Raw genomic sequence first — 18,520 nt, 5'->3', positions numbered from 1 at the left:
GGGATCGTGGGACAGGATCAGGCCCGGTGGAGGCGGACCGTGACGATCTGGAACGGGCGCAGGGTGAGGGGGATCGTGCCGTCCGGGGCGGGGGCGGAGACGGCCGCGCCCTCCAGGGGGCGTTCCAGGAGGTCGCTCTCGACCGCCGCCGACAGCGGGAAGCCCGCCGCCAGGGTGGCGTGCGCGCGGCCGCCCCGGGATTCGTAGAGGCGGACGACCACGTCGCCGCTGCGGTCCTCGGCGAGTTTCACCGACTCGACCACCACCGCGTCCGTGTCGACCGCGACGAGCGGGGCGACCGGGCCCGCACCGCGGAGCACGCGCTCCGGCAGGTTCAGCGCGTGGCCCTCGCGGACCGCGTCACCGACGGCCGCGCCGGGGGCCAGCGAGAAGCGCAGGGTGTGCGCGCCCTGGTCGGTCTCCGGGTCGGGGTAGCGCGGGGCCCGCAGGAGGGAGAGGCGGACGGTGGTGGTCTGTCCGCCGTCGGGGCGCATGTCGCGGGTCACGTCATGCCCGTACGTGGAGTCGTTGAGGACCGCGACCCCCCAGCCCGGCTCCTCCGTGTGGATCCAGCGGTGCGCGCAGATCTCGAACTTCGCCGCCTCCCACGAGGTGTTGGTGTGGGTGGCCCGGTAGACGTGCCCGAACTGCGTTTCCGAGGCGGAGCGTTCGGCCTTGACGTCCAGCGGGAAGGCCGCCTTGAGGAACTTCTCCGTCTCGTGCCAGTCCACGTCCGTGACAATGTCCACCGTCTTGGCTCCGGCCCGGAGGGTGACCGTCTGGACGACCGAGGACAGGCCGAACGAACGGGTGACCCGTACGGTGCCCGCTGCCGGACCGGCCTCGGCGACCTCCAGCGCGTCCACGTCCACCAGGTCGGTGACCTTGTTGCGGTAGAACTCGTCGATGTCCCACGCGTCCCACATGTTCGGGAAGTCGGGGTGGATCTGGAGCAGGTTCGCGGCGGTGCCCGGTGCGACCGATTCCCGCCCGGCCTCCAGGTCGTACGCGGACACGATCAGCCCGCGGCCGTCGATCTCCACGAGGAGCCGCCCGTTGGCCAGGACGTGGCCGCCGCCGTGGCGCTCCTCCACCGTGACGGGCTGCTCGGCCGCCGCCGGCAGCCCCGCCCCGCCGGCCGGGACCCCGCGCCGGGCGTGCGGGGCGCAGTTGAAGACGAGCTCCTCCTCGCCTTCCCCCGCGAGGGCGGTCTGCGCGGCCACGCTGATCGCCGTCAGCTCCTCCCGCACCTTGGCGTACGTCTCGCGGGCCTCGCGGTGCACCCAGGCGATGGAGGAGCCCGGGAGGATGTCGTGGAACTGGTGGAGCAGCACGGTCTTCCAGATCCGCTCCAGGTCCTCGTACGGGTACGTGTACCCCGGGACCTTCACCGCGGCCGTGGACGCCCACAACTCGGCCTCGCGCAGCAGTGATTCGCTGTGCCGGTTGCCCTGCTTGGTCTTGGCCTGGGAGGTGTAGGTGCCGCGGTGCAGCTCCAGGTAGAGCTCCCCGGCCCAGACGGGCGCGTCCTCGTACTCGGCGTGCGCCTTCTCGAAGAACGCGTCGGGGCGCTCGATCTCCACGCGCGGGGAGCCTTCGAGGTCCCGCTGCCGCTTGGCACGGCCGAGCTGCTCGCGGGTCGGGCCGCCGCCGCCGTCTCCCCAGCCGAAGGGGGCCAGCGAGCGCGAACCCCGCCCCTTCTCCTGGTAGTTGCGGGCGGCATGCGCCAGCTGGGCACCGCCGAGGTCGGAGTTGTAGGTGTCGACGGGCGGGAAGTGCGTGAAGACGCGGGTGCCGTCGATGCCCTCCCACCAGAAGGTGTGGTGGGGGAACTTGTTGACCTGGGACCAGGAGATCTTCTGCGTCAGGAACCACTGGGAGCCGGAGAGCTTGACGATCTGCGGCATCGCGGCGGTGTAGCCGAAGGAGTCGGGCAGCCAGACGTTGTTCGTCTCGATGCCGAACTCGTCCATGAAGAACTTCTTGCCGTACAGGAACTGGCGGGCCATGGCCTCGCCGCCGACCATGTTGGTGTCGGACTCGACCCACATGCCGCCGACCGGCACGAACTGCCCGTCGGCGATCTTCTTCTTGACCCGCTCGAAGAGCTCGGGCCGGTAGGTCTTGATCCAGTCGAGCTGCTGCGCCTGGGACATGGCGAAGACGAACTCGGGGTGCTCCTCCATCAGGCCCAGCATGTTGGACGTGGTCCGCGAGACCTTGCGCACGGTCTCGCGCAGCGGCCACAGCCACGCGGAGTCGATGTGGGCGTGGCCGATCGCGCTGATCCGGTGCGCGGAGGCGTTGGCGGGGGCGGCCAGCACGACGACGAGCCGCGCGCGGGCATCGGCCGCGGTGCCGGGGACGTCGCAGAGGTCCACCGCGTCGAGGGCGGAGTCGATGGCGCGCAGGATCTCGTAGCGCCGGGCATCGCCCTCGTCGAGCTGCGTCATCAGGTCGTAGAGGACTTCGAGGTCCTGTACGAGTTCCCAGACCTCGGTCTCGAAGACGGCGAGGTCCATCCGGGCGAGCCGGTAGAGGGGCTGGTCGCCGCTGGTCTGCTTGTCGCCCTCGTAGGTGACCGAGTGGTCGACGAGGATCGGGTTGGAGGCACCCTCGACGTACCACTCGATGCGCTCGCCGCCGGCCGCGCGGTCGGCGACGCGCACCCAGTCGTTGTACGGGTTGAGCGCCTTGACCTCCCCGCCGTCGGCGCGGTGGACCAGGCCCTCGCACTGGAAGCCGGGCATCATCCGGTCGAAGCCGAGGTCGAGTACGGCTTCGACCGTGCGGCCGGCCCAGTCCGCGGGGACGGTGCCGGTGACCTTGAACCAGGTGGTGCCCCAGGCCGGGCCCCACATCTCGCCGACGGCGCAGGGTTCGTAGGAGGCCGCCAGGCCCTCGGCCACGGGGACGGGCTCGCCGGGGGCCTCCCAGCGCTCGACGGTCAGCGGGACCGAGCGGGAGTGGACGGCGGGCTTGATGCGCTCCTTGAGGACACGGCGGAGGCGGTGTTCGGTGATGCTGCGGTCGTCGTGCATGACGGCTGCTCCAGAGTGGGGGTGGACTGCGATCGCGCGTACGGTCGGTCGGGGAGGGGCGGGCCCGGTCAGGTCTTGATGGCTCCCTCGCCGACGCCCTTGAAGAAGAAGCGCTGGAGGGCGAAGAAGAGCAGCATCATCGGGATCAGCGCGGCCATCGCACCGGCGGCGATGATCCGCTGGTCGCTGACGGTGGTGGCGCCGGCCAGGGTCTTCAGGCCGAGCTGGAGGGTGTAGTTGTCGCTGTTGGTCAGCACCAGCAGGGGCCAGAGGAAGTCGTCCCAGGCGCCCATGAAGCTGGTGATGCAGACGACGGCCAGGGCGCCCTTGGCGGCGGGGAGGAAGACCCGGGTGAAGCGGGTCCACTCGTTCGCGCCGTCCAGGACCGCAGCTTCCTCGACCTCCTTGGGGACGGAGAGGAAGGCCGACCGCATGATCATGATGTTGAGGACGGAGACCGCGCCGGGCAGCCAGACACCGATGAGGGTGTCGACCAGGCCCATCTCGCGGACCGTGAGGAACATCGAGATCATCACGGACTCGAAGGGGAACATCAGCGTCGCCACCAGCACGGTGAAGACGATCTTGCGGCCCTTCCAGGCGGCCCGGGAGAGGGCGTAGCCGCCCATGGCCGCGAAGAGCATGTTCGAGGTGATGGCGAGCAGCGCCACCGTCAGGGTGTTGCCGACGTACTGGAACAGCGGGAACGACTCGGCGACCCGGAAGTAGTTGTCGAGGGTGGGCTGCGAGGGCAGCACCCCGTCGTACACGTTCTCGGTGCGGCCGCGGATCGAGGTCAGGAACTGCCAGACGATCGGTCCGAGCATGATCACGAGCATCAGGGTGAGCGTGGCGTACCGGCCGGCGAGGCCGATCCAGTACCGCCGCGCGTCGGCTCCGACGCGCTTGCCCGCCTTGTTCCCGAGGGAAGCGAGGGTACTCAATTTTCGTCTCCCTTCGAGAGACGGCGGCCCAGCAGGCTGAAGACCAGTGTCAGGAGGAACAACAGGATGGAGATGGCGGCCGCGTAACCGGTCTCGCCGGAGAAGCCGAGGCCGACCTGCCGGATGAGGAAGGGCAGCGTACGGGCGCCGCCGCCGGGACCGCCGCTCTCGCCGCCGAGGATGTAGATCTCGGTGAAGACGCGGAGCGCGGAGATCGCGGAGAGGGTGCCGACCAGCAGCATCATCGGCTTCACCTGGGGGACGGTGATGCTGAAGAAGCGGCGCACGGGGCCCGCGCCGTCGAGCGCGGCGGCTTCGTAGAGCGAGGTGGAGACGTTTCCGAGGGCCGCGAGGTAGAAGACCATGTAGTAGCCGAGGCCCTTCCACACGGTCACGATCATCGCGGAGACCAGCAGCATGGTGCTGTCGGTCAGGAACGGGATCGGCTCGGAGATGATGCTCAGCTTCTGGAACAGCGTGTTGACCAGGCCGTCGCTGCGCAGCACCCACTGCCAGATGAGGCCCACGACCACGGCCGAGGCGATCACCGGGGTGTAGAACGCCGAGCGGAAGAAGCCGATGCCGGGGACCTTCGTCTGCACCAGGACCGCGAGGGCCAGCGGCAGGAAGACGAGGCACGGGACGACGACCACGAGGTACAGCACGCTGTTGCCGGTGGCGACCCAGAAGTCGGAGTCGGCGAAGGCGCGGGTGTAGTTGTCGAAGCCGACGAACCCGCCGCCGCGCAGGATCTGCGCGTCGGTGAAGGAGAGGATCACGGTGTTGACGAACGGCCAGAGGCTGAACATCGTCACCATGATCAGGCCCGGGGCGAGGAAGAGGTACGGGGTCCACCACTTGCGGTGGCGCAGCCCGGTCTCGGCCTCCATGGCCTTCTTGGCCTGCTTCGCCTGCTTCGCCTTCTTGGCCTTGGACCTGCTCCGTGGGGCCTGGCCGCCGGGTCGGTCCGCCGCCGCCGGCCCTCCGGTCTGCGACCAGGCCTGCACCTTGTCGAGGGTGGGTGCGGGGTCGGGCGCGTCCCGCGACGGGCCGGCCTTCTCCCGCAGTTCAGGCCCTGAGGACGGACTCATGGGACTCCTCGGACTCATGGCGTCTGCCTCTCCTTTCTCCGCTGCCGCCGTCACTGCTGGGCCGTCTTGGCGAGCAGCTTGTTCGCCTCCTCCTGGGCCTTCTTCACCGCCGTCTTGGCGTCCTGCTCGCCCTTGATGGCCTTCTGCATCTCGCGCACGACCACGTCGCCGACCTGGTTGGTCCACTGGACGGGGGTGTTGGCGTCGAGTCCGGCGGTCTTCAGCTGCTCGGCGCCGACGGCGCGGGCCAGCGTCTCCGCGTCCTTGCCGTCGCCCTTGTCGGCGAAGAAGGGGTCGGCGAGGCCGATGGCGTTGGACGGGTAGATGGTGGCGTGCTTGGAGAACTCCACCTGGTTGGGGCCGTTGGTGAGCCACTTGGCGAACTCGGTCGCCGCGTCCATGTGCTGGGTGTCCTTCTTGATGCCGAGCGACTGGGCGTAGATGCCGATGTGGCCGAGCTGCCCGGTGACGGCGTTCGCGACCTGCGTGTTCGCGTAGATCTGCGGGGCGTTCTGCTTGATGTCCTTGACGAAGCCCGGGGATCCGGGACCGAAGACGATCTTTCCGCCGCCGTAGAGCTGGTTGATGTCGTCCTGCTTGAGCAGGGACTCCTTGGGCATCGCGCCCTTGGCGTACAGGTCCTTCATCCGCTCGACCCACGCGACGGCCTTGTCGGTGTCGAAGGTGAACTGGTCCTGCTTCTCGTTCAGGATCGGGACGCCCATCTTCTGCCAGTCGCCGGGCAGCCGGCCCTTGGGGTCGGCCATGAAGGCGGAGTACTTGCCCTCGGACTTGGCGGCGATCTGCTCGGCGTAGTCGAAGAACTGCTCGACGCTGGTCGGCGGCTTGGCCGGGTCGAGACCGGCCTTCTCGAAGAGCTCCTTGTTGTACGTGAGGATCTCCGGGGTCACGTACCAGGGGTAGGCGAACACGCTGTCGCCCTTGCCGGGCAGCTTGAACTGCTCCCAGGCGCCGGGGACGTAGTCCTTGGCCACCTCGGGGTCGAGCTTCGCCACGTCGGCCAGCATGCCGCGGTCGCCGAGGAGCTGGAATGAGTCGGTGGAGAGGTTGACCACGTCGGGGAGGGCGCCGGCCTGGGCGTCGGCGACGATCTTCTCGTTGTAGCCGTCGCCCGGCACGTCCTCCCATTTGACCTTCGCGTCCGGGTACTGCTTCTCGAACGCGTCGATGACCCCCTGGACGTACGACGTGAACATGGGCTTCAGCTGGAGCGTGCGGAACGTGATCTGGCCGGCCACCTTGCCGGTCTTCTCCCCCTCCTTCACGTCTCCGGCGCCACCGCTCATGCCACACGCGGAGGTCGCGAAGAAAGTGCCGGCCACGAGCGTGGTGATGGCTATACGGGTCACGTTCTTACGGGTCATCGTCGCCGCCTTCAGGGGGAGTTCCGGCCTCGTCGCCGGATCACTGGGCCCAAACTCACCCGAAATCAAGATTCCGTCAATATGACCAAAGTCCCTAGAGACAGGTACCCGTACGTCCCGAATTACGACAGCGGGGGTACGAACAGTCCGAAAGTCACTCCCCAAGCACCACTCTGACCTGCACTGATGCGCTTTAGTCCTGACACCCATTGGCGCGATATCGATTCGATAACGAAGGCGATCAACCCGGGAAGGTTGACTTCTTATCACCGGTTAACCAAAACTGGCACTAATGCGGTTTACCCCGCGTACCGCAATACAGCTCTGCCACTCCTGCCGACCCCACCCACACGGATCGTCCGGCACGTACCGCCGGTGAAAGAGGGATTGACAGCCATGGCTGAGATCACGTTCCATCAGACGAGCCTCACCTACCCCGGAGCCGACCGCCCCACGGTCGAATCGCTGGACCTCGACATCGCCGACGGCGAGTTCCTCGTCCTCGTCGGCCCCTCGGGCTGCGGCAAGTCCACCACCCTGCGGATGCTGGCCGGCCTCGAAGAGGTCACGTCCGGCTCGATCTCCATCGGCGGCCGCGACGTCACGCACCTGCCGCCCAAGGACCGGGACATCTCGATGGTGTTCCAGAACTACGCGCTCTACCCCCACATGACGGTCGCCCAGAACATGGGCTTCGCCCTGAAGATCGCCAAGGTGGACAAGGAGACCATCCGCAAGAAGGTCGAGGAGGCGGCGAAGATCCTCGACCTCACCGAGTACCTCGACCGCAAGCCCAAGGCCCTCTCCGGCGGCCAGCGCCAGCGCGTGGCCATGGGCCGGGCGATCGTCCGCGAACCGCAGGCCTTCCTGATGGACGAGCCGCTCTCCAACCTGGACGCCAAACTCCGCGTCCAGACCCGCGCCGAGATCGCGAACCTCCAGCGCCGCCTGGGCACCACCACCGTCTACGTCACCCACGACCAGGTCGAGGCCATGACGATGGGCGACCGCGTCGCGGTCCTCGCGGACGGCCTGCTCCAGCAGTGCGACTCCCCGCGCACCATGTACGACCGCCCGGCGAACAAGTTCGTGGCCGGGTTCATCGGCTCCCCCGCCATGAACCTGCTGGACCTGCCGCTGGACGGGGACGGCATCCGCTTCGGCGGCTCCACGGTGAAGATCAGCCGCGCGTCCCGCGAGGCGGCCGGCGGCGACACCGTCACCCTGGGCATCCGCCCGGAGCACCTGGACTTCCACGCCGCGCACAGCGACAAGGGCCTGCCCGTCACCTTCTACTCGGTGGAGGAGCTCGGCTCGGACGGCTTCGCGTACGGCAACCTCGACCTGGGCAACGGCAAGACCCAGCCGCTGACCGTACGGACGTACGGCCGCGAGGAGGGCCTGCGCGGCAAGACCATCCGGGTCATCCCCCGCCAGGAGGCCCTGCACCTGTTCCACCCGACCACGGGCGAACGCCTCCCCGACTGACCGCTCCGGCCCCCAAGACCCCCAAACCCTGAAGGCCCCGGACCGGGCGACGACCGGTCCGGGGCTCGCCCGTTCGGGGGCGGGGCGGGGTGGGGTGGGGTGGCGTGGGCCCCGCCCCGCCCTAGCCGCGTACGGGAACCACCGCCACCGGGCACAGCGCGTGCAGCAGTACCGCGTTCGACACCGAGCCCATCAGCAGGGAGTTGGCCCGCAGGCGGCGGCGGTGGCGGCCCACCACGACGAGGTCGGCTCGCTGGGAGGCGGTGACCAGGCGGCCGGCCGGGTCGCCGGGGGCCACCACGGCTTCGACGGTGACGTCGGGGTAGCGCCTGGTCAGGTACGGCTGGAGCCTCGTGCGCTGGTTCTCGGCGAGTTCCCGGGCCACTTCGGCGGCCTCGCCGCCGGCCGTGCCCGGCGGGTAGCCGCCGCCGCGCTCCGCGACGAGGGAGCCGACCAGGGTGAGCGAGGACAGCGGGACCAGGTGCGTGGAGACGACCTGGAGCACCGCGCCCCGGCGGCGGGCCTCCGCGAAGGCGAAGTCGACGACGTCCTCGGTGGTTTCGTCGGGCGCCAGGCCCAGGACGATCCTGTGTTCGCCGCCCGGGACCTCCGCTCCGGCCCCCTCCGTGACCAGCCGCGCGGTGTGCGGGACGACCACGACGGGGCAGGGCGACTGGGCCGCGCACACCCGGCTGTTGGAGCCGAGCAGCAGGCTGGCGAAGCCGCCGAGTCCGCGCGAGCCCATGACCAGGAGCTGCGCTCCCGCCGCGAGTTCGGTCAGGGTCGCGGCGGGGTTTCCGTCGCGGGAGACGTAGGTGACGGGCGGCAGGTCCTGCCGTCCCGCCAGTCTCGCCCGTACCGCTTCCAGCACCGGATCGGTGTCCCGGTCGGGCGGCGGCACGAGGGCCTCTCCCGGGGCGTGGACGCGCAGGGCCTCCGGCCGTACGTGTGCCACGTGGAGGGCGGCCCCGCGCGTGCGGGCGGTTTCGAGGGCCCAGTCCAGGGTCCTCAGGCTGTGTTCCGAGCCGTCCACCGCCGCCAGGGCGGGCCTGGCAGGGGTGGAACCGGCCGAGTTGGTCTGCATGCCTCCACCCTCCGGCGGGGCGGGCCCGGCGGGCAGGGGCCGAAGGCCCTACTTGGAGCGGTAGTCGACCTTCTCCGCGAGCTTGCCGTCCTTGTAGCAGAAGCGCAGCACCGTGTCGCCGCTGCCGGCGTTCGACACGTACCAGGAGCACTGGCTGCCGACGGGCTCGGCGGGACCGCCCTCCTTGAGGGCCGAGGTGACGAAGCTTTCGCCGGACGGCAGCTTGGCGCGGACCTCGGCCTCGGAGTCACCGACCTTGACGGCCTCGTACACCTTCGGGTCGACGAGCGTCTTGTCGGCGACGTCCATGATCTTGCCGACGCCGAAGAGCAGGGCCACGAGCAGCCCGATCCCCAGCACCCCGGCCACCGCACAGCCGATCAGACATCCCTTGCGTGCCGCCACGTCGAGCTCCTCGTCCCTCTGTCGTCCACCGGACGTCTCCCGTCCGTGCCACGACTCTCGCAAGCGGGGGCGGCCCGCACTGTTCTCCAAAGTCTCTGGTCCCCGCAACGATCGTCGTTCGAGGTCGGACCGGGGGCGGCGTGTATACAGGGATGAGAACGATCATTCGGACGAACCGTGAGGAACCATCGTGAGCCAGAACACCGAGCCTCTGATCGTCGTCGGCGTGGACGGTTCGAACCACTCGAAGCAGGCCCTGCGCTGGGCCGTGGCCCAGGCGAAGGCCATCGGCGGCCGGGTGCACGCCGTCATGAGCTGGGAGTGGAACACCAACCCCTTCGGCGTCAGCCCGGCCGAGCAGACCGAGCTGATCCACGCCGAGGAAGCGGCCCGGCAGAAGCTCGCCGACACCGTGGCGGAGGCGGTCGGCACCTCGCCGGGCGTTCCGGTCTTCCGCCGGGTGGAGCAGGGCCCGCCCGCACAGGTGCTGGTGGAGGCCTCGGAGGAAGCGGCGCTGATGGTCGTCGGCACCCGCGGCTACGGCGGCATCAAGGGCGCGCTGCTGGGCTCGGTGAGCCAGCAGGTGGTGCAGTACGCGGCCAGTACGGTCGTCGTGGTCCGCGAGGACGGCTCCGCCTGAGGGACTGAGGGACTGAGCCGCTGAGGTGCTGAGGTGCTGACGGATGGCGGCCGGCGGCCGGGGCCCGGGGCCCGGCCGCTCAGGACGGCGCGGCGCCCAGGTCCGCCGGGTCGGTGTTGGCCCCGCAGAGCACCACGGCGACCCGCTCGCCGAGCGGCCCGGGCGCGGTGCGTACGGCCGCCAGGGCGGTGGCCGCGCCCGCTTCGACCACGATGCGGTGCTCGTCCCAGAGGGCGCGCCGGGCGGCGGTGATCGCCGCGTCCGGGACCAGGACCGAGGAGGCGTTCGGGGCCCGCACCGCGGCCAGCGCGTCCGCGGAGACCCGCGTGGCCCCGAGCGAGTCGGAGGCGACCGAGTCCACCGGGACGTCCACCAGTCGGCCGGCTTCGAGGGCCGCGTTCAGGGCCCGGCAGTTCTCCGGTTCGGCCGCGACGACCCGTACGCCGTGTTCCCGCGCGGCGGTCGCGATGCCGGCGAAGAGCCCGCCGCCGCCGACCGCGACGACGACCGTGTCCAGGCCGGGCAGGGCGGTGCGGATCTCGTCGAGCAGCGTTCCGGCGCCCGCCGCGATGAGCGGGTGGTCGTAGGCGTGGCTGCTCAGCGCCCCGCTCCCGGCGGCGAACTCCCGGCAGGCCGCGAGCGCTTCGGCGTACCGGTCGCCGACGAGCCGTACGTCGGCCCCGTAGCCCCGCAGCCGCTCCACCTTCACGCGCGGGGCGGTGGCCGGCAGGAACACGGTGGCGGGTACGCCCTCGGCGCGGGCCGCCCAGGCGCAGGCGAGGCCCGCGTTGCCGCCGGAGGCGATGGTGACCCCGGCGTCGGAGAGGGTGCCGGCGGCACGGTGGGCGGCGAGGAAGTTGCGGGCGCCGCGCGCCTTGAAGGAGCCGGTGTGCTGGAGGTACTCCAGGGCGTACGAGATCCCTCCGCCCGCCGGTATCACCGCGACGGGCCGCACGGCCCCGGCGATCCGGCCGGCGGCGGCGCGCACGGCGGCGTAGTCGAGAGGCACCGCGTCGAGAGGTACCGCATCGAGGGGCACCGCGTCGAGCTGCTGTTCCATGAACCCGCACTCCTGTCGTTCGAAACTCAGGCGCCGGCGGAGGGCCGGTTCGCCTCGATCAGCTGGCGCAGGGCGCCGTAGTACACCTCGTGGTCGGTCAGGGCGGGCAGTACGTCGGCCAGCCCGGCCGAGAGCACGGGGAATTCGGCGGGGTCCAGGGCGGCGAGCGCCCCGCGCGAGGCGGCGGTGGCGGCGGCCGGGTCCCGGTGGTCGACGAAGGCCGCGCTGCCCAGGGTCAGCAGGTACATCCGCCGGTACGCGGTCATCGCCTCGGCGGGGGTCATCCCGGCGGCCACGCTGTCGGCGAGCGCCGGTTCCACGAGCCGGGCGAGCAGCTGCCGGCCGAGCCACGGGCGGCCGCCGCGCAGGATCATCAGCCCGGGGTGGGCCGCGAGGAGCCGGTAGAGGGCGGTGAACCGCTGCTCGGTGGCCTCGGCCCAGCCCGCCCCGGCCGGGATCTCGGGCAGCTGGGCGGCGAGGTGTTCGGTGCAGAGGTCGAGCAGGCCGGCGAGGTCGGCGCAGCGCCGCTGGACGGTGGCGTGCGAGACGTCGAGCCGCTCGGCGAGCGCGCGGAAGCTGAGCGCGGCGGGCCCCTGTTCGTCGAGGATCCGCAGGGCGGCGGCGGCGATCGCCTCGGGTGTGGCGCGATCCAGGGCGGCTGATCTTCTCGGCATGAAATACAGCGTATCAGCCAGTGTCACATCCACCGTATGGAACGGCGTACGGGACGCCGTATCTACCCCTTCGTGTGCGCTCGACTACACCCATATTGCTGGTCATTGATCAATAACCCCCGACTTATGTTGACAGCGGGTAGTCACACCGCTGCACTGAGCCCTCGACAGCCCCCACGTCAAGGAGACTCCGTGCCGCCTCGCCTGCGTGCGTCGCTCCCCTGTCTGACCGCGGCCGCCCTGCTCGCCCTCGCGCTCTGCCCCGCCCCGGCGACGGCCGATCCGACGGCGACTTCGGACACCCCGCTCGCGCTCACCCCGCCCATGGGCTGGAACAACTGGGCGCACTACATGTGCGATATCGACGAGGCCAAGGTCGTGGCGAACGCGGACGCCCTCGTGGCCACCGGCCTGGCCGCCAAGGGCTACGACACCGTCACCATCGACGACTGCTGGATGACCAAGAGCCGCGACGCGGACGGCAATCTGGTCGTCGACACGGAGAAGTTCCCGCACGGCATGGCCTGGCTCGGCGCGTACCTGCACGCCAGGAAGCTGAAGTTCGGCATCTACCAGGACGCCGGCTCCCTCACCTGCGAGCGCTACCCCGGCAGCGGCTCCCCCGAGGGCGGCGGCCCCGACCACTACGCCCGCGACGCCCGCCAGTTCGCCTCCTGGGAGGTGGACTACGTCAAGATGGACGGCTGCAACCTCTGGGTGCCCGAGGGCAAGACCAAGGAACAGGCCTACCGGGACGCCTACAACTCCGTCGCCAAGGCGCTGCGCGACAGCGGCCGGGACATGGTGCTGTCCGCCTCGGCGCCCGCCTACTTCCAGCAGGGCGAGTGGGGCGGCTCCGACTGGCACAAGGTGATCGACTGGGTCGGCGAGACCGGCCAGCTGTGGCGCGAGGGCCGGGACATCAAGGTCTACAAGCCGACCGCGCCCGCCACCTCGCGCTGGAGCTCGGTCATGGGCAACTACGGCTACAACCGCTGGCTCGGCCGGTACGCCGGCCCCGGCAACTGGAACGACCCCGACTTCCTGATCGCGGGCGCCCCCGGGCTCACCGCGGCGGAGAGCCGCAGCCAGGTCGGCCTGTGGGCCATGATGGCCGCACCGTTCATCCTGTCCTCGCAGGTCTCCGAGCTCTCCCCGGACGGGCTCGCCGCCCTCGGCAACACCGATCTGATCGCGCTGGACCAGGACCCGATGGGCGTCCAGGGAGCGGTGGTCTCCTCGAACGCCACCTTCGACATCCTGGTGCGGCCGCTGGCGAACGGGGACCGCGCGGTCGCCGTGCTCAACCGGTCCGCCGCCGCCCGCGACATCCGCGTACCGCTCGACGAGCTGGGGCTCGGGCTCGGCTCCTGCACCGTCGACGCGAAGAACCTGTGGAACGGTGAAACCCGCGAGCTGTCGGACACCTTGACCGGAACGCTGGCCGCGCACGACACCGGCGTCTGGCGGCTCACCCCGCGCACCGGCTGCGCCGAGGCCGTGCCCACCGGGCAGATCGCCGGCCGGGGCGCCGGCACGAGCGCCGCCTGCGCCGACGGGGCGAACACCACCGGCGTCGGCGCCGTCGTGATGGCCGCCTGTACGGGCGCACCCGACCAGCGCTGGACCCTGGGCCGGGACGGCAGCCTGCGCTTGGCCGGAGCCTGCCTGTCGGCGGGCGAGGAGGGCCTCGTGGAGCTGGCCGACTGCTCGGGCGGTCAGCGGCGCCGCGAGCCGGGTCAGAGCTGGACCCCGCGCCGCGACGGGGCGCTGGTCGAGGACGCGAGCGGACTCTGCCTGACAGCCCCGGCCCCCGCGGCGGTCCCCGTCGAACCGGGCACCCCCGCCGAGCGGCTGCGGCTGACGCCCTGCGGCGACCACCAGGTCGACCAGGCGTGGGCCCTGCCGGTCTGACGGCCCGGGCCCATGGGGAAGCAGACGAGGCACCAGACGAGGAAGCACCCACCCACCGAGCCCATCGAGCCGAGCGAGCCGAGCGAGCCCATCGAGCCGAGCGAGCCGGCCGCAACGCCGGAGCCGGCCGAGACGAGGACGACGCGCATGCCGGTCCCCCTCCCACAACGCGGCCGGGCCGCCCGGCGGGTGCGCCGCCGGGTCACCCTGGCCGCACTGCCCGCGGCCCTGCTCACCCTGGCGGTCGCCGGGGCGGCCCCCGGAGCGACGGGTCCCGCCCCGGGGGCGACGGCTCCTGCCGCCCAGGCCCCCGCCCAATCCCCGGCCCAGCCCCCCGCCCGGACGGGCGCGGGACACGCCGCGACGGCGCACGCGCCCCGGCCGCGGGTCTTCGACGCCACCCCCGCGCTGGCCTCCCTGCAGCGGCTGCTGCCGCGGCACGCCGGCCAGTTCACGCTGGTGCCCGACGCCGGAGCCGGGCCCGACACCTTCACCGTGTCCGGCACGGCCGGCGCGATCACCGTCCGGGGTTCCACCGGCGCCACCCTGCTCACCGGGGTCGGCTGGTACCTCCAGCACGTCGCCGGAGCCGACATCGGCTGGCCCGGCGACAGCATCGGACTGCTGCCCGCCGAGCTGCCGGCGGTGCCCTCCCCGGTCACCCGCAGCGCGCAGGTGGCGCACCGGTACGCGCTGAACGACACGGACGACGGGTACAGCGGCCCGTACCGCACCTTCGAGGAGCACCAGCGGCAGATCGACCTGCTCGCGCTGCACGGCATCAACGAGGTGTTCGTACAGGTCGGCGCCGAGTACCCGTACTACCGGGCGCTCCAGCGGTTCGGCTACAGCGCCGAGGAGCTGCGGGAGTGGATCCCGGGTCCCGGCCACCAGAGCTGGTGGCTGCTGCAGAACCTGAGCGGCTTCGGCGGCCCGGTGTCCGAAGAACTGATGAGCGGGCGAGCCGAGTTGGGCGGCAAGATCGCCGAACAACTGCGCGGCCTCGGCATGACCCCGGTGCTGCCGGGCTACTTCGGGACGGTCCCGCCGGCCTTCGCCGGGCGGAACCCGGGCGCGGTGACGGTTCCGCAGGGCGACTGGGCGGGCTTCGACCGGCCCGACTGGCTGGACCCGGTCTCGCCGCCCTTCGCCCGACTGGCCGCCGCGTACTACGCCGAGCAGCGGGCGGTGTTCGGGGACAGCACGATGTACCGGATGAGCCCGCTGCACGAGGGCGGCAAGACCGGTTCGGTGGACGTGAAGACCGCCGCCGGCGCGGTGCAGCAGGCCCTGTGGGCGGCGCATCCGGGCGCGCTGTGGGCGGTGCTGGGCTGGCAGGACGATCCGACCAAGGAACTCCTGGCCGGAGTGGACACCTCGAAGCTGCTGATCCTGGACGGGCTCTCCGACCGGTACAACCGGCTGGACCGCGAGACCCGTTGGGGCGGAGCCTCGTACGCCATCGGCTCGATCTACAACTTCGGCGGGCACACGACGATCGGCGCCAACACCTCGGTGTGGATCGACCGGTTCCAGTCCTGGCGCGCGAAACCCGACAGCGCGCTGACCGGCATCGCCTACCTGCCCGAGGCAACCGGGACCAACCCGGCGGCCTTCGACCTGTTCACCGACCTGGCGTGGGAGCCCGGCCCGATCGACCAGCGGAAGTGGTTCGCGGACTTCGCCGGCCGGCGGTACGGAGCCCCGGACGCCGCGGCCGCCGCGGCCTGGGAAGAGCTGCGGAAGGGCCCGTACAGCACCTCGTCGGGGCTGTGGTCGGAGTCCCAGGACAGCCTGTTCACGGCCCGGCCGAGCCTGACGGCGGCGGGATCGGCCTACTGGAGCCCCAAGGCGATGCGGTATCCGGCGGGTTCGGTGCGCCGGGCCCTGGACCACCTGCTCAAGGTGGATCCCCGGCTGCGCGGCTCCAGCGCCTACCGCTTCGACCTGGTGGACACCACCCGGCAGGCCCTCGCCAACCACTCGCGGGTGCTGCTGCCCAAGATCAAGGCGGCCTACGAGGCCCGGGACCTGGCCCTGTTCCGCGAACTGACCGCCGACTGGGCCTACCGGGAGCAGCAGTTGGACGCGCTCGTCGGCTCCGATCCGAACTTCCTGCTCGGCTCCTGGCTGTCGGCGGCCCGCTCGCACGGTGCGAACGGGGCCGAGCAGGACCGGTACGAGTACGACGCCCGCTCGATCCTCAGCGTGTGGGGGCGGCAGAGCACCAGCGAGGGCGGCTTCCTGCACGACTACGCGAACCGTGAATGGAGCGGCCTGATCAGCGAGTTGTACGCCCGGCGCTGGTCCTCCTACTTCGCCTCGCTGGAGGAGGCGCTGGTGCGGCGCGCCGCACCGAGGGCGATCGACTGGCACGCCTTCGAGGACGACTGGGCGCGGCTCACCACCCGCCATCCGGCGCGGCCGAGTGGCGACCCGTACGTCTTGGCGACCGGCATCGCCGCCACCCTCCCCGAGGTCAACTGACCTACACCACGGGGGTGGTGGGAATCCGGGACGGCCACGCCCGGCACCCTCCGGTGGGAAGCTTCCCACCCGCCCGGGGGACAACCGGGCCGACTGCCCGCCGCTCTAGGGCGGCACCGGGTTCACTGAAGGACACTGCCGGAAACGGATCAAGGGCGGCCGCCGGAACCATCCTCCGGCGGCCGCCCCTTCCGACGCCGCCATCGCCGGAAGGACGCCCGCCTTGTCCGAGACCCACCCGCACCGCACCTCCGCGACGCTGGAGCCGCCGGCGCTCCTCGCCGGCGCGGCCACCGCGCCGGCCACCACGCCCGCCGGTCCGGCCGCCACCGACCTGCCCGCCACGGGCCTGCCCGCCGCCGGCCGGTTACGGCCGTCCGCGGACCGGGAGCAGTCGCCGCGGCACCGCTCCGATCCGTGGGAACGGCTCACCGACGGGATCGTGGAACTGCGCAAGCGCCGGCAGATCGCCACCCACCGCGCGGCGGGCCCGGCGGATCCGGAGAGCCGTCTCGCGGCCATGGCCCGGCGGGCCGCGGAGCGGGCCGGGCACCCGCTCGCCTGAGGCCCGGCCACCCGCCCGTTCCCGCACCCGCCCGCCCCAGCCCGCCGCGCGGACCCCCGCTTCCGAGGCACCCTGGTATCCGGGGGGATCCATCCCACCGAGCGGGGCGGACGGTGACTCCGCATGATCCGTACGAAAGCGGGGCGGGACGGCCCCGGAAGGCGGCCGGGCCGGTACGCGCTCGGCGCGGTCGGCGGACTGCTCGCCGCCTTCGCCGGGCTCGCCCTGGCCGAGCTGGCCGCGGCGGCCGTCCGGCCCGAGGCCGCCCCGGTCACCGCCGTCGGCGGGGCCGTGGTCGACCGCACCCCGGCCGCCGTCGAGGAGTGGGCGGTCCGCCAGTTCGGTACGGACGACAAGCTGGTCCTGACCCTGGGGATCGGCGCCGTGCTGGCCGCCGTGGCGATCGCCGCCGGGCTGCTCGCCGTACGCCGTCCGGCCGCGGGCACGGCGCTCGCGGCCGCCTTCGGCGCGCTCGGCGCGGCGGCCGCGCTCAGTCGGCCGGAGGCCGCCCCGCAGGACGCGCTGCCCTCGCTGGTGGCCGGCTTCGCGGCAGCCGGAGTGCTGTACCTGCTGGTCAGGGCCATCCCGCGGCCCCCACCGCGGTCGCGCGGAGCCGGCCCGCGCGGCGCCATGGACCGGCGCGGTTTCGGCCGCCTCGCCGTGGCCACCCTGGCCCTCTCGGCCGGGGCCGGGTACGCCGGGCGGCGGCTCGGCGCCTTCGGGGACGCGGGAGCCACGGCCTCGCGGGCCGGGCTCGTCCTGCCGCCGCCCGCCGTGCCGGCCCCGCCCGTACCGGCCGGGTCGGACCTGCGGATCCCCGGGACCACCCGCTTCATCACCCCCAACCGGGACTTCTACCGGGTGGACACCGCGCTGGTCGTCCCGCGCGTGGACGCGGACACCTGGCGGCTGCGCGTGCACGGGGACGGGGTCTCCAAGCCCCTCGACCTCGGCTTGCGGGAGCTGCTCGCCCGGCCCCTGGTCGAGCACGACGCCACCCTCACCTGCGTGTCGAACGAGGTCGGCGGCCCGTACGCGGGCAATGCCCGCTGGCTGGGCGTGCGCCTCGCCGACCTGCTCCGCGAGGCGGGGGTGCGACCGCCGTCGCAGGGCGGCCCCGCCGACCAGCTCGTGGCGCGCTCGGTGGACGGGATGACCCTCGGCACCCCCGTCGAGACCGTGATGGACGGCCGGGAGGCGCTGCTGGCCGTGGGGATGAACGGCGAGCCGCTCCCCTTCCGGCACGGTTTCCCCGTCCGGATGATCGTGCCGGGCCTGTACGGGTACGTCTCCGCGTGCAAGTGGCTGCGCGAGCTGCGGCTGACCACCTTCGCCGCGTACGACGCGTACTGGGTGCGCCGGTCCTGGGCGCAGCGGGCCCCGGTCAAGACCCAGTCGCGCATCGACACCCCGCGCCCCTTCGCCGAGGTCGGGGCGGGCCGGGTGGCCGTCGCCGGAGTGGCGTGGGCGCAGCACCGGGGCATCGCGCGGGTCGAGGTACGGGTGGACGCGGGCCCGTGGCGGGAGGCCCGGCTCGGCTCGGCGGACGGGGACGACACCTGGCGCCAGTGGGTGTGGCTCTGGGAGGCGGCTCCGGGCGGGCACACCCTGGAGGTCCGCGCCACGGACGGCACCGGCGCCGTGCAGACGGGGGAACGCGCCGGAACCGTCCCGGACGGGGCCACTGGATGGCATGCGGTGACGGTCCGGGTCCGGGACTAGGGCATGACGGATCAGGCCGG

Annotated in this window: 14 protein-coding genes; 6 read left to right on the top strand and 8 right to left on the bottom strand. The window is 72.1% G+C overall.

Going from position 1 to position 18,520, the window contains the following annotated elements; translation table 11 throughout:
- Positions 1-17: 17 nt before the first annotated feature.
- The 4 genes from AC061S_RS03125 to AC061S_RS03110 all read right to left on the bottom strand — a co-directional run bounded on the left by AC061S_RS03125 (position 18) and on the right by AC061S_RS03110 (position 6,461).
- On the bottom strand, positions 18-3,041 hold the full coding sequence (locus AC061S_RS03125) for an alpha-mannosidase (protein WP_478684245.1): 3,024 nt from the start codon (positions 3,039-3,041) through the stop codon (positions 18-20).
- Between the two features lie 68 nt (positions 3,042-3,109).
- Entirely contained in the window at positions 3,110-3,985 is an 876-nt protein-coding gene (locus AC061S_RS03120; protein WP_478684244.1) for a carbohydrate ABC transporter permease, read from the bottom strand.
- Positions 3,982-4,875: a carbohydrate ABC transporter permease gene (locus AC061S_RS03115; protein WP_478684333.1), complete on the bottom strand. Its 894-nt coding sequence runs from the start codon at positions 4,873-4,875 to the stop codon at positions 3,982-3,984. The genes AC061S_RS03120 and AC061S_RS03115 overlap by 4 nt, the downstream gene beginning before the upstream one ends.
- Before the next feature lie 251 nt (positions 4,876-5,126).
- Positions 5,127-6,461, bottom strand: coding sequence for an ABC transporter substrate-binding protein (locus AC061S_RS03110; protein ID WP_478684243.1), 1,335 nt, complete (start codon positions 6,459-6,461; stop codon positions 5,127-5,129).
- Positions 6,462-6,857: 396 nt separating this feature from the next.
- On the opposite strand from AC061S_RS03110, the gene AC061S_RS03105 reads away from it, so the two are divergent.
- Positions 6,858-7,949, top strand: a complete 1,092-nt coding sequence (locus AC061S_RS03105) for an ABC transporter ATP-binding protein (RefSeq protein WP_478684242.1) — start codon at positions 6,858-6,860, stop codon at positions 7,947-7,949.
- Between the two features lie 121 nt (positions 7,950-8,070).
- Here the strand turns inward: AC061S_RS03105 and AC061S_RS03100 are convergent, their stop codons facing one another.
- Both AC061S_RS03100 and AC061S_RS03095 read right to left on the bottom strand, forming a co-directional pair.
- Entirely contained in the window at positions 8,071-9,033 is a 963-nt protein-coding gene (locus AC061S_RS03100) for a universal stress protein (protein WP_478684241.1), read from the bottom strand.
- Positions 9,034-9,081: 48 nt separating this feature from the next.
- Positions 9,082-9,438 carry a hypothetical protein gene (locus tag AC061S_RS03095; RefSeq protein WP_478684240.1) on the bottom strand — a complete coding sequence of 119 codons (357 nt, stop codon included), beginning with the start codon at positions 9,436-9,438 and terminating at the stop codon, positions 9,082-9,084.
- A 190-nt stretch (positions 9,439-9,628) separates the two neighbouring features.
- On the opposite strand from AC061S_RS03095, the gene AC061S_RS03090 reads away from it, so the two are divergent.
- Positions 9,629-10,078 carry a universal stress protein gene (locus tag AC061S_RS03090; RefSeq protein WP_478684239.1) on the top strand — a complete coding sequence of 150 codons (450 nt, stop codon included), beginning with the start codon at positions 9,629-9,631 and terminating at the stop codon, positions 10,076-10,078.
- A 79-nt stretch (positions 10,079-10,157) separates the two neighbouring features.
- Here AC061S_RS03090 and AC061S_RS03085 read toward each other — a convergent pair whose 3' ends face one another.
- A complete protein-coding gene (locus AC061S_RS03085; RefSeq protein WP_478684238.1) occupies positions 10,158-11,138 on the bottom strand; it encodes a serine/threonine dehydratase in 981 nt (326 codons plus the stop codon).
- 26 nt (positions 11,139-11,164) lie between these two features.
- Complete coding sequence (locus AC061S_RS03080) at positions 11,165-11,812, bottom strand: TetR/AcrR family transcriptional regulator (RefSeq protein WP_478684237.1); 648 nt, start codon at positions 11,810-11,812, stop codon at positions 11,165-11,167.
- Between the two features lie 192 nt (positions 11,813-12,004).
- Between AC061S_RS03080 and AC061S_RS03075 the strand changes: the two genes are divergently transcribed.
- The 4 genes from AC061S_RS03075 (at position 12,005) to AC061S_RS03060 (ending at position 18,500) form a co-directional block, all read left to right on the top strand.
- A complete protein-coding gene (locus AC061S_RS03075) occupies positions 12,005-13,726 on the top strand; it encodes a ricin-type beta-trefoil lectin domain protein (protein WP_478684236.1) in 1,722 nt (573 codons plus the stop codon).
- 147 nt (positions 13,727-13,873) lie between these two features.
- The gene (locus tag AC061S_RS03070; protein ID WP_478684235.1) at positions 13,874-16,213 is read left to right on the top strand and encodes an alpha-N-acetylglucosaminidase; all 2,340 of its coding nucleotides are present in this window, start codon (positions 13,874-13,876) and stop codon (positions 16,211-16,213) included.
- A 223-nt stretch (positions 16,214-16,436) separates the two neighbouring features.
- Positions 16,437-16,778, top strand: coding sequence for a hypothetical protein (locus AC061S_RS03065; protein WP_478684234.1), 342 nt, complete (start codon positions 16,437-16,439; stop codon positions 16,776-16,778).
- 123 nt (positions 16,779-16,901) lie between these two features.
- Positions 16,902-18,500, top strand: a complete 1,599-nt coding sequence (locus tag AC061S_RS03060) for a molybdopterin-dependent oxidoreductase (RefSeq protein ID WP_478684233.1) — start codon at positions 16,902-16,904, stop codon at positions 18,498-18,500.
- Positions 18,501-18,520 lie beyond the last annotated feature (20 nt).

The organism is Streptomyces sp. CA189 (assembly GCF_056428985.1).
The sequence above is the reverse complement of the archived record's forward strand: the minus strand, read 5'-3'. Positions and strand labels throughout refer to the sequence as shown.

Coding starts and splice junctions, on each gene's coding strand:
- AC061S_RS03125 (WP_478684245.1), bottom strand. CDS start 3,041: ATGCACGACGACCGCAGCATCACCGAACACCGCCTCCGCCGTGTCCTC.
- AC061S_RS03115 (WP_478684333.1), bottom strand. CDS start 4,875: ATGGAGGCCGAGACCGGGCTGCGCCACCGCAAGTGGTGGACCCCGTAC.
- AC061S_RS03110 (WP_478684243.1), bottom strand. CDS start 6,461: ATGACCCGTAAGAACGTGACCCGTATAGCCATCACCACGCTCGTGGCC.
- AC061S_RS03105 (WP_478684242.1), top strand. CDS start 6,858: ATGGCTGAGATCACGTTCCATCAGACGAGCCTCACCTACCCCGGAGCC.
- AC061S_RS03100 (WP_478684241.1), bottom strand. CDS start 9,033: ATGCAGACCAACTCGGCCGGTTCCACCCCTGCCAGGCCCGCCCTGGCG.
- AC061S_RS03085 (WP_478684238.1), bottom strand. CDS start 11,138: ATGGAACAGCAGCTCGACGCGGTGCCCCTCGATGCGGTACCTCTCGAC.
- AC061S_RS03080 (WP_478684237.1), bottom strand. CDS start 11,812: ATGCCGAGAAGATCAGCCGCCCTGGATCGCGCCACACCCGAGGCGATC.
- AC061S_RS03070 (WP_478684235.1), top strand. CDS start 13,874: ATGCCGGTCCCCCTCCCACAACGCGGCCGGGCCGCCCGGCGGGTGCGC.
- AC061S_RS03060 (WP_478684233.1), top strand. CDS start 16,902: ATGATCCGTACGAAAGCGGGGCGGGACGGCCCCGGAAGGCGGCCGGGC.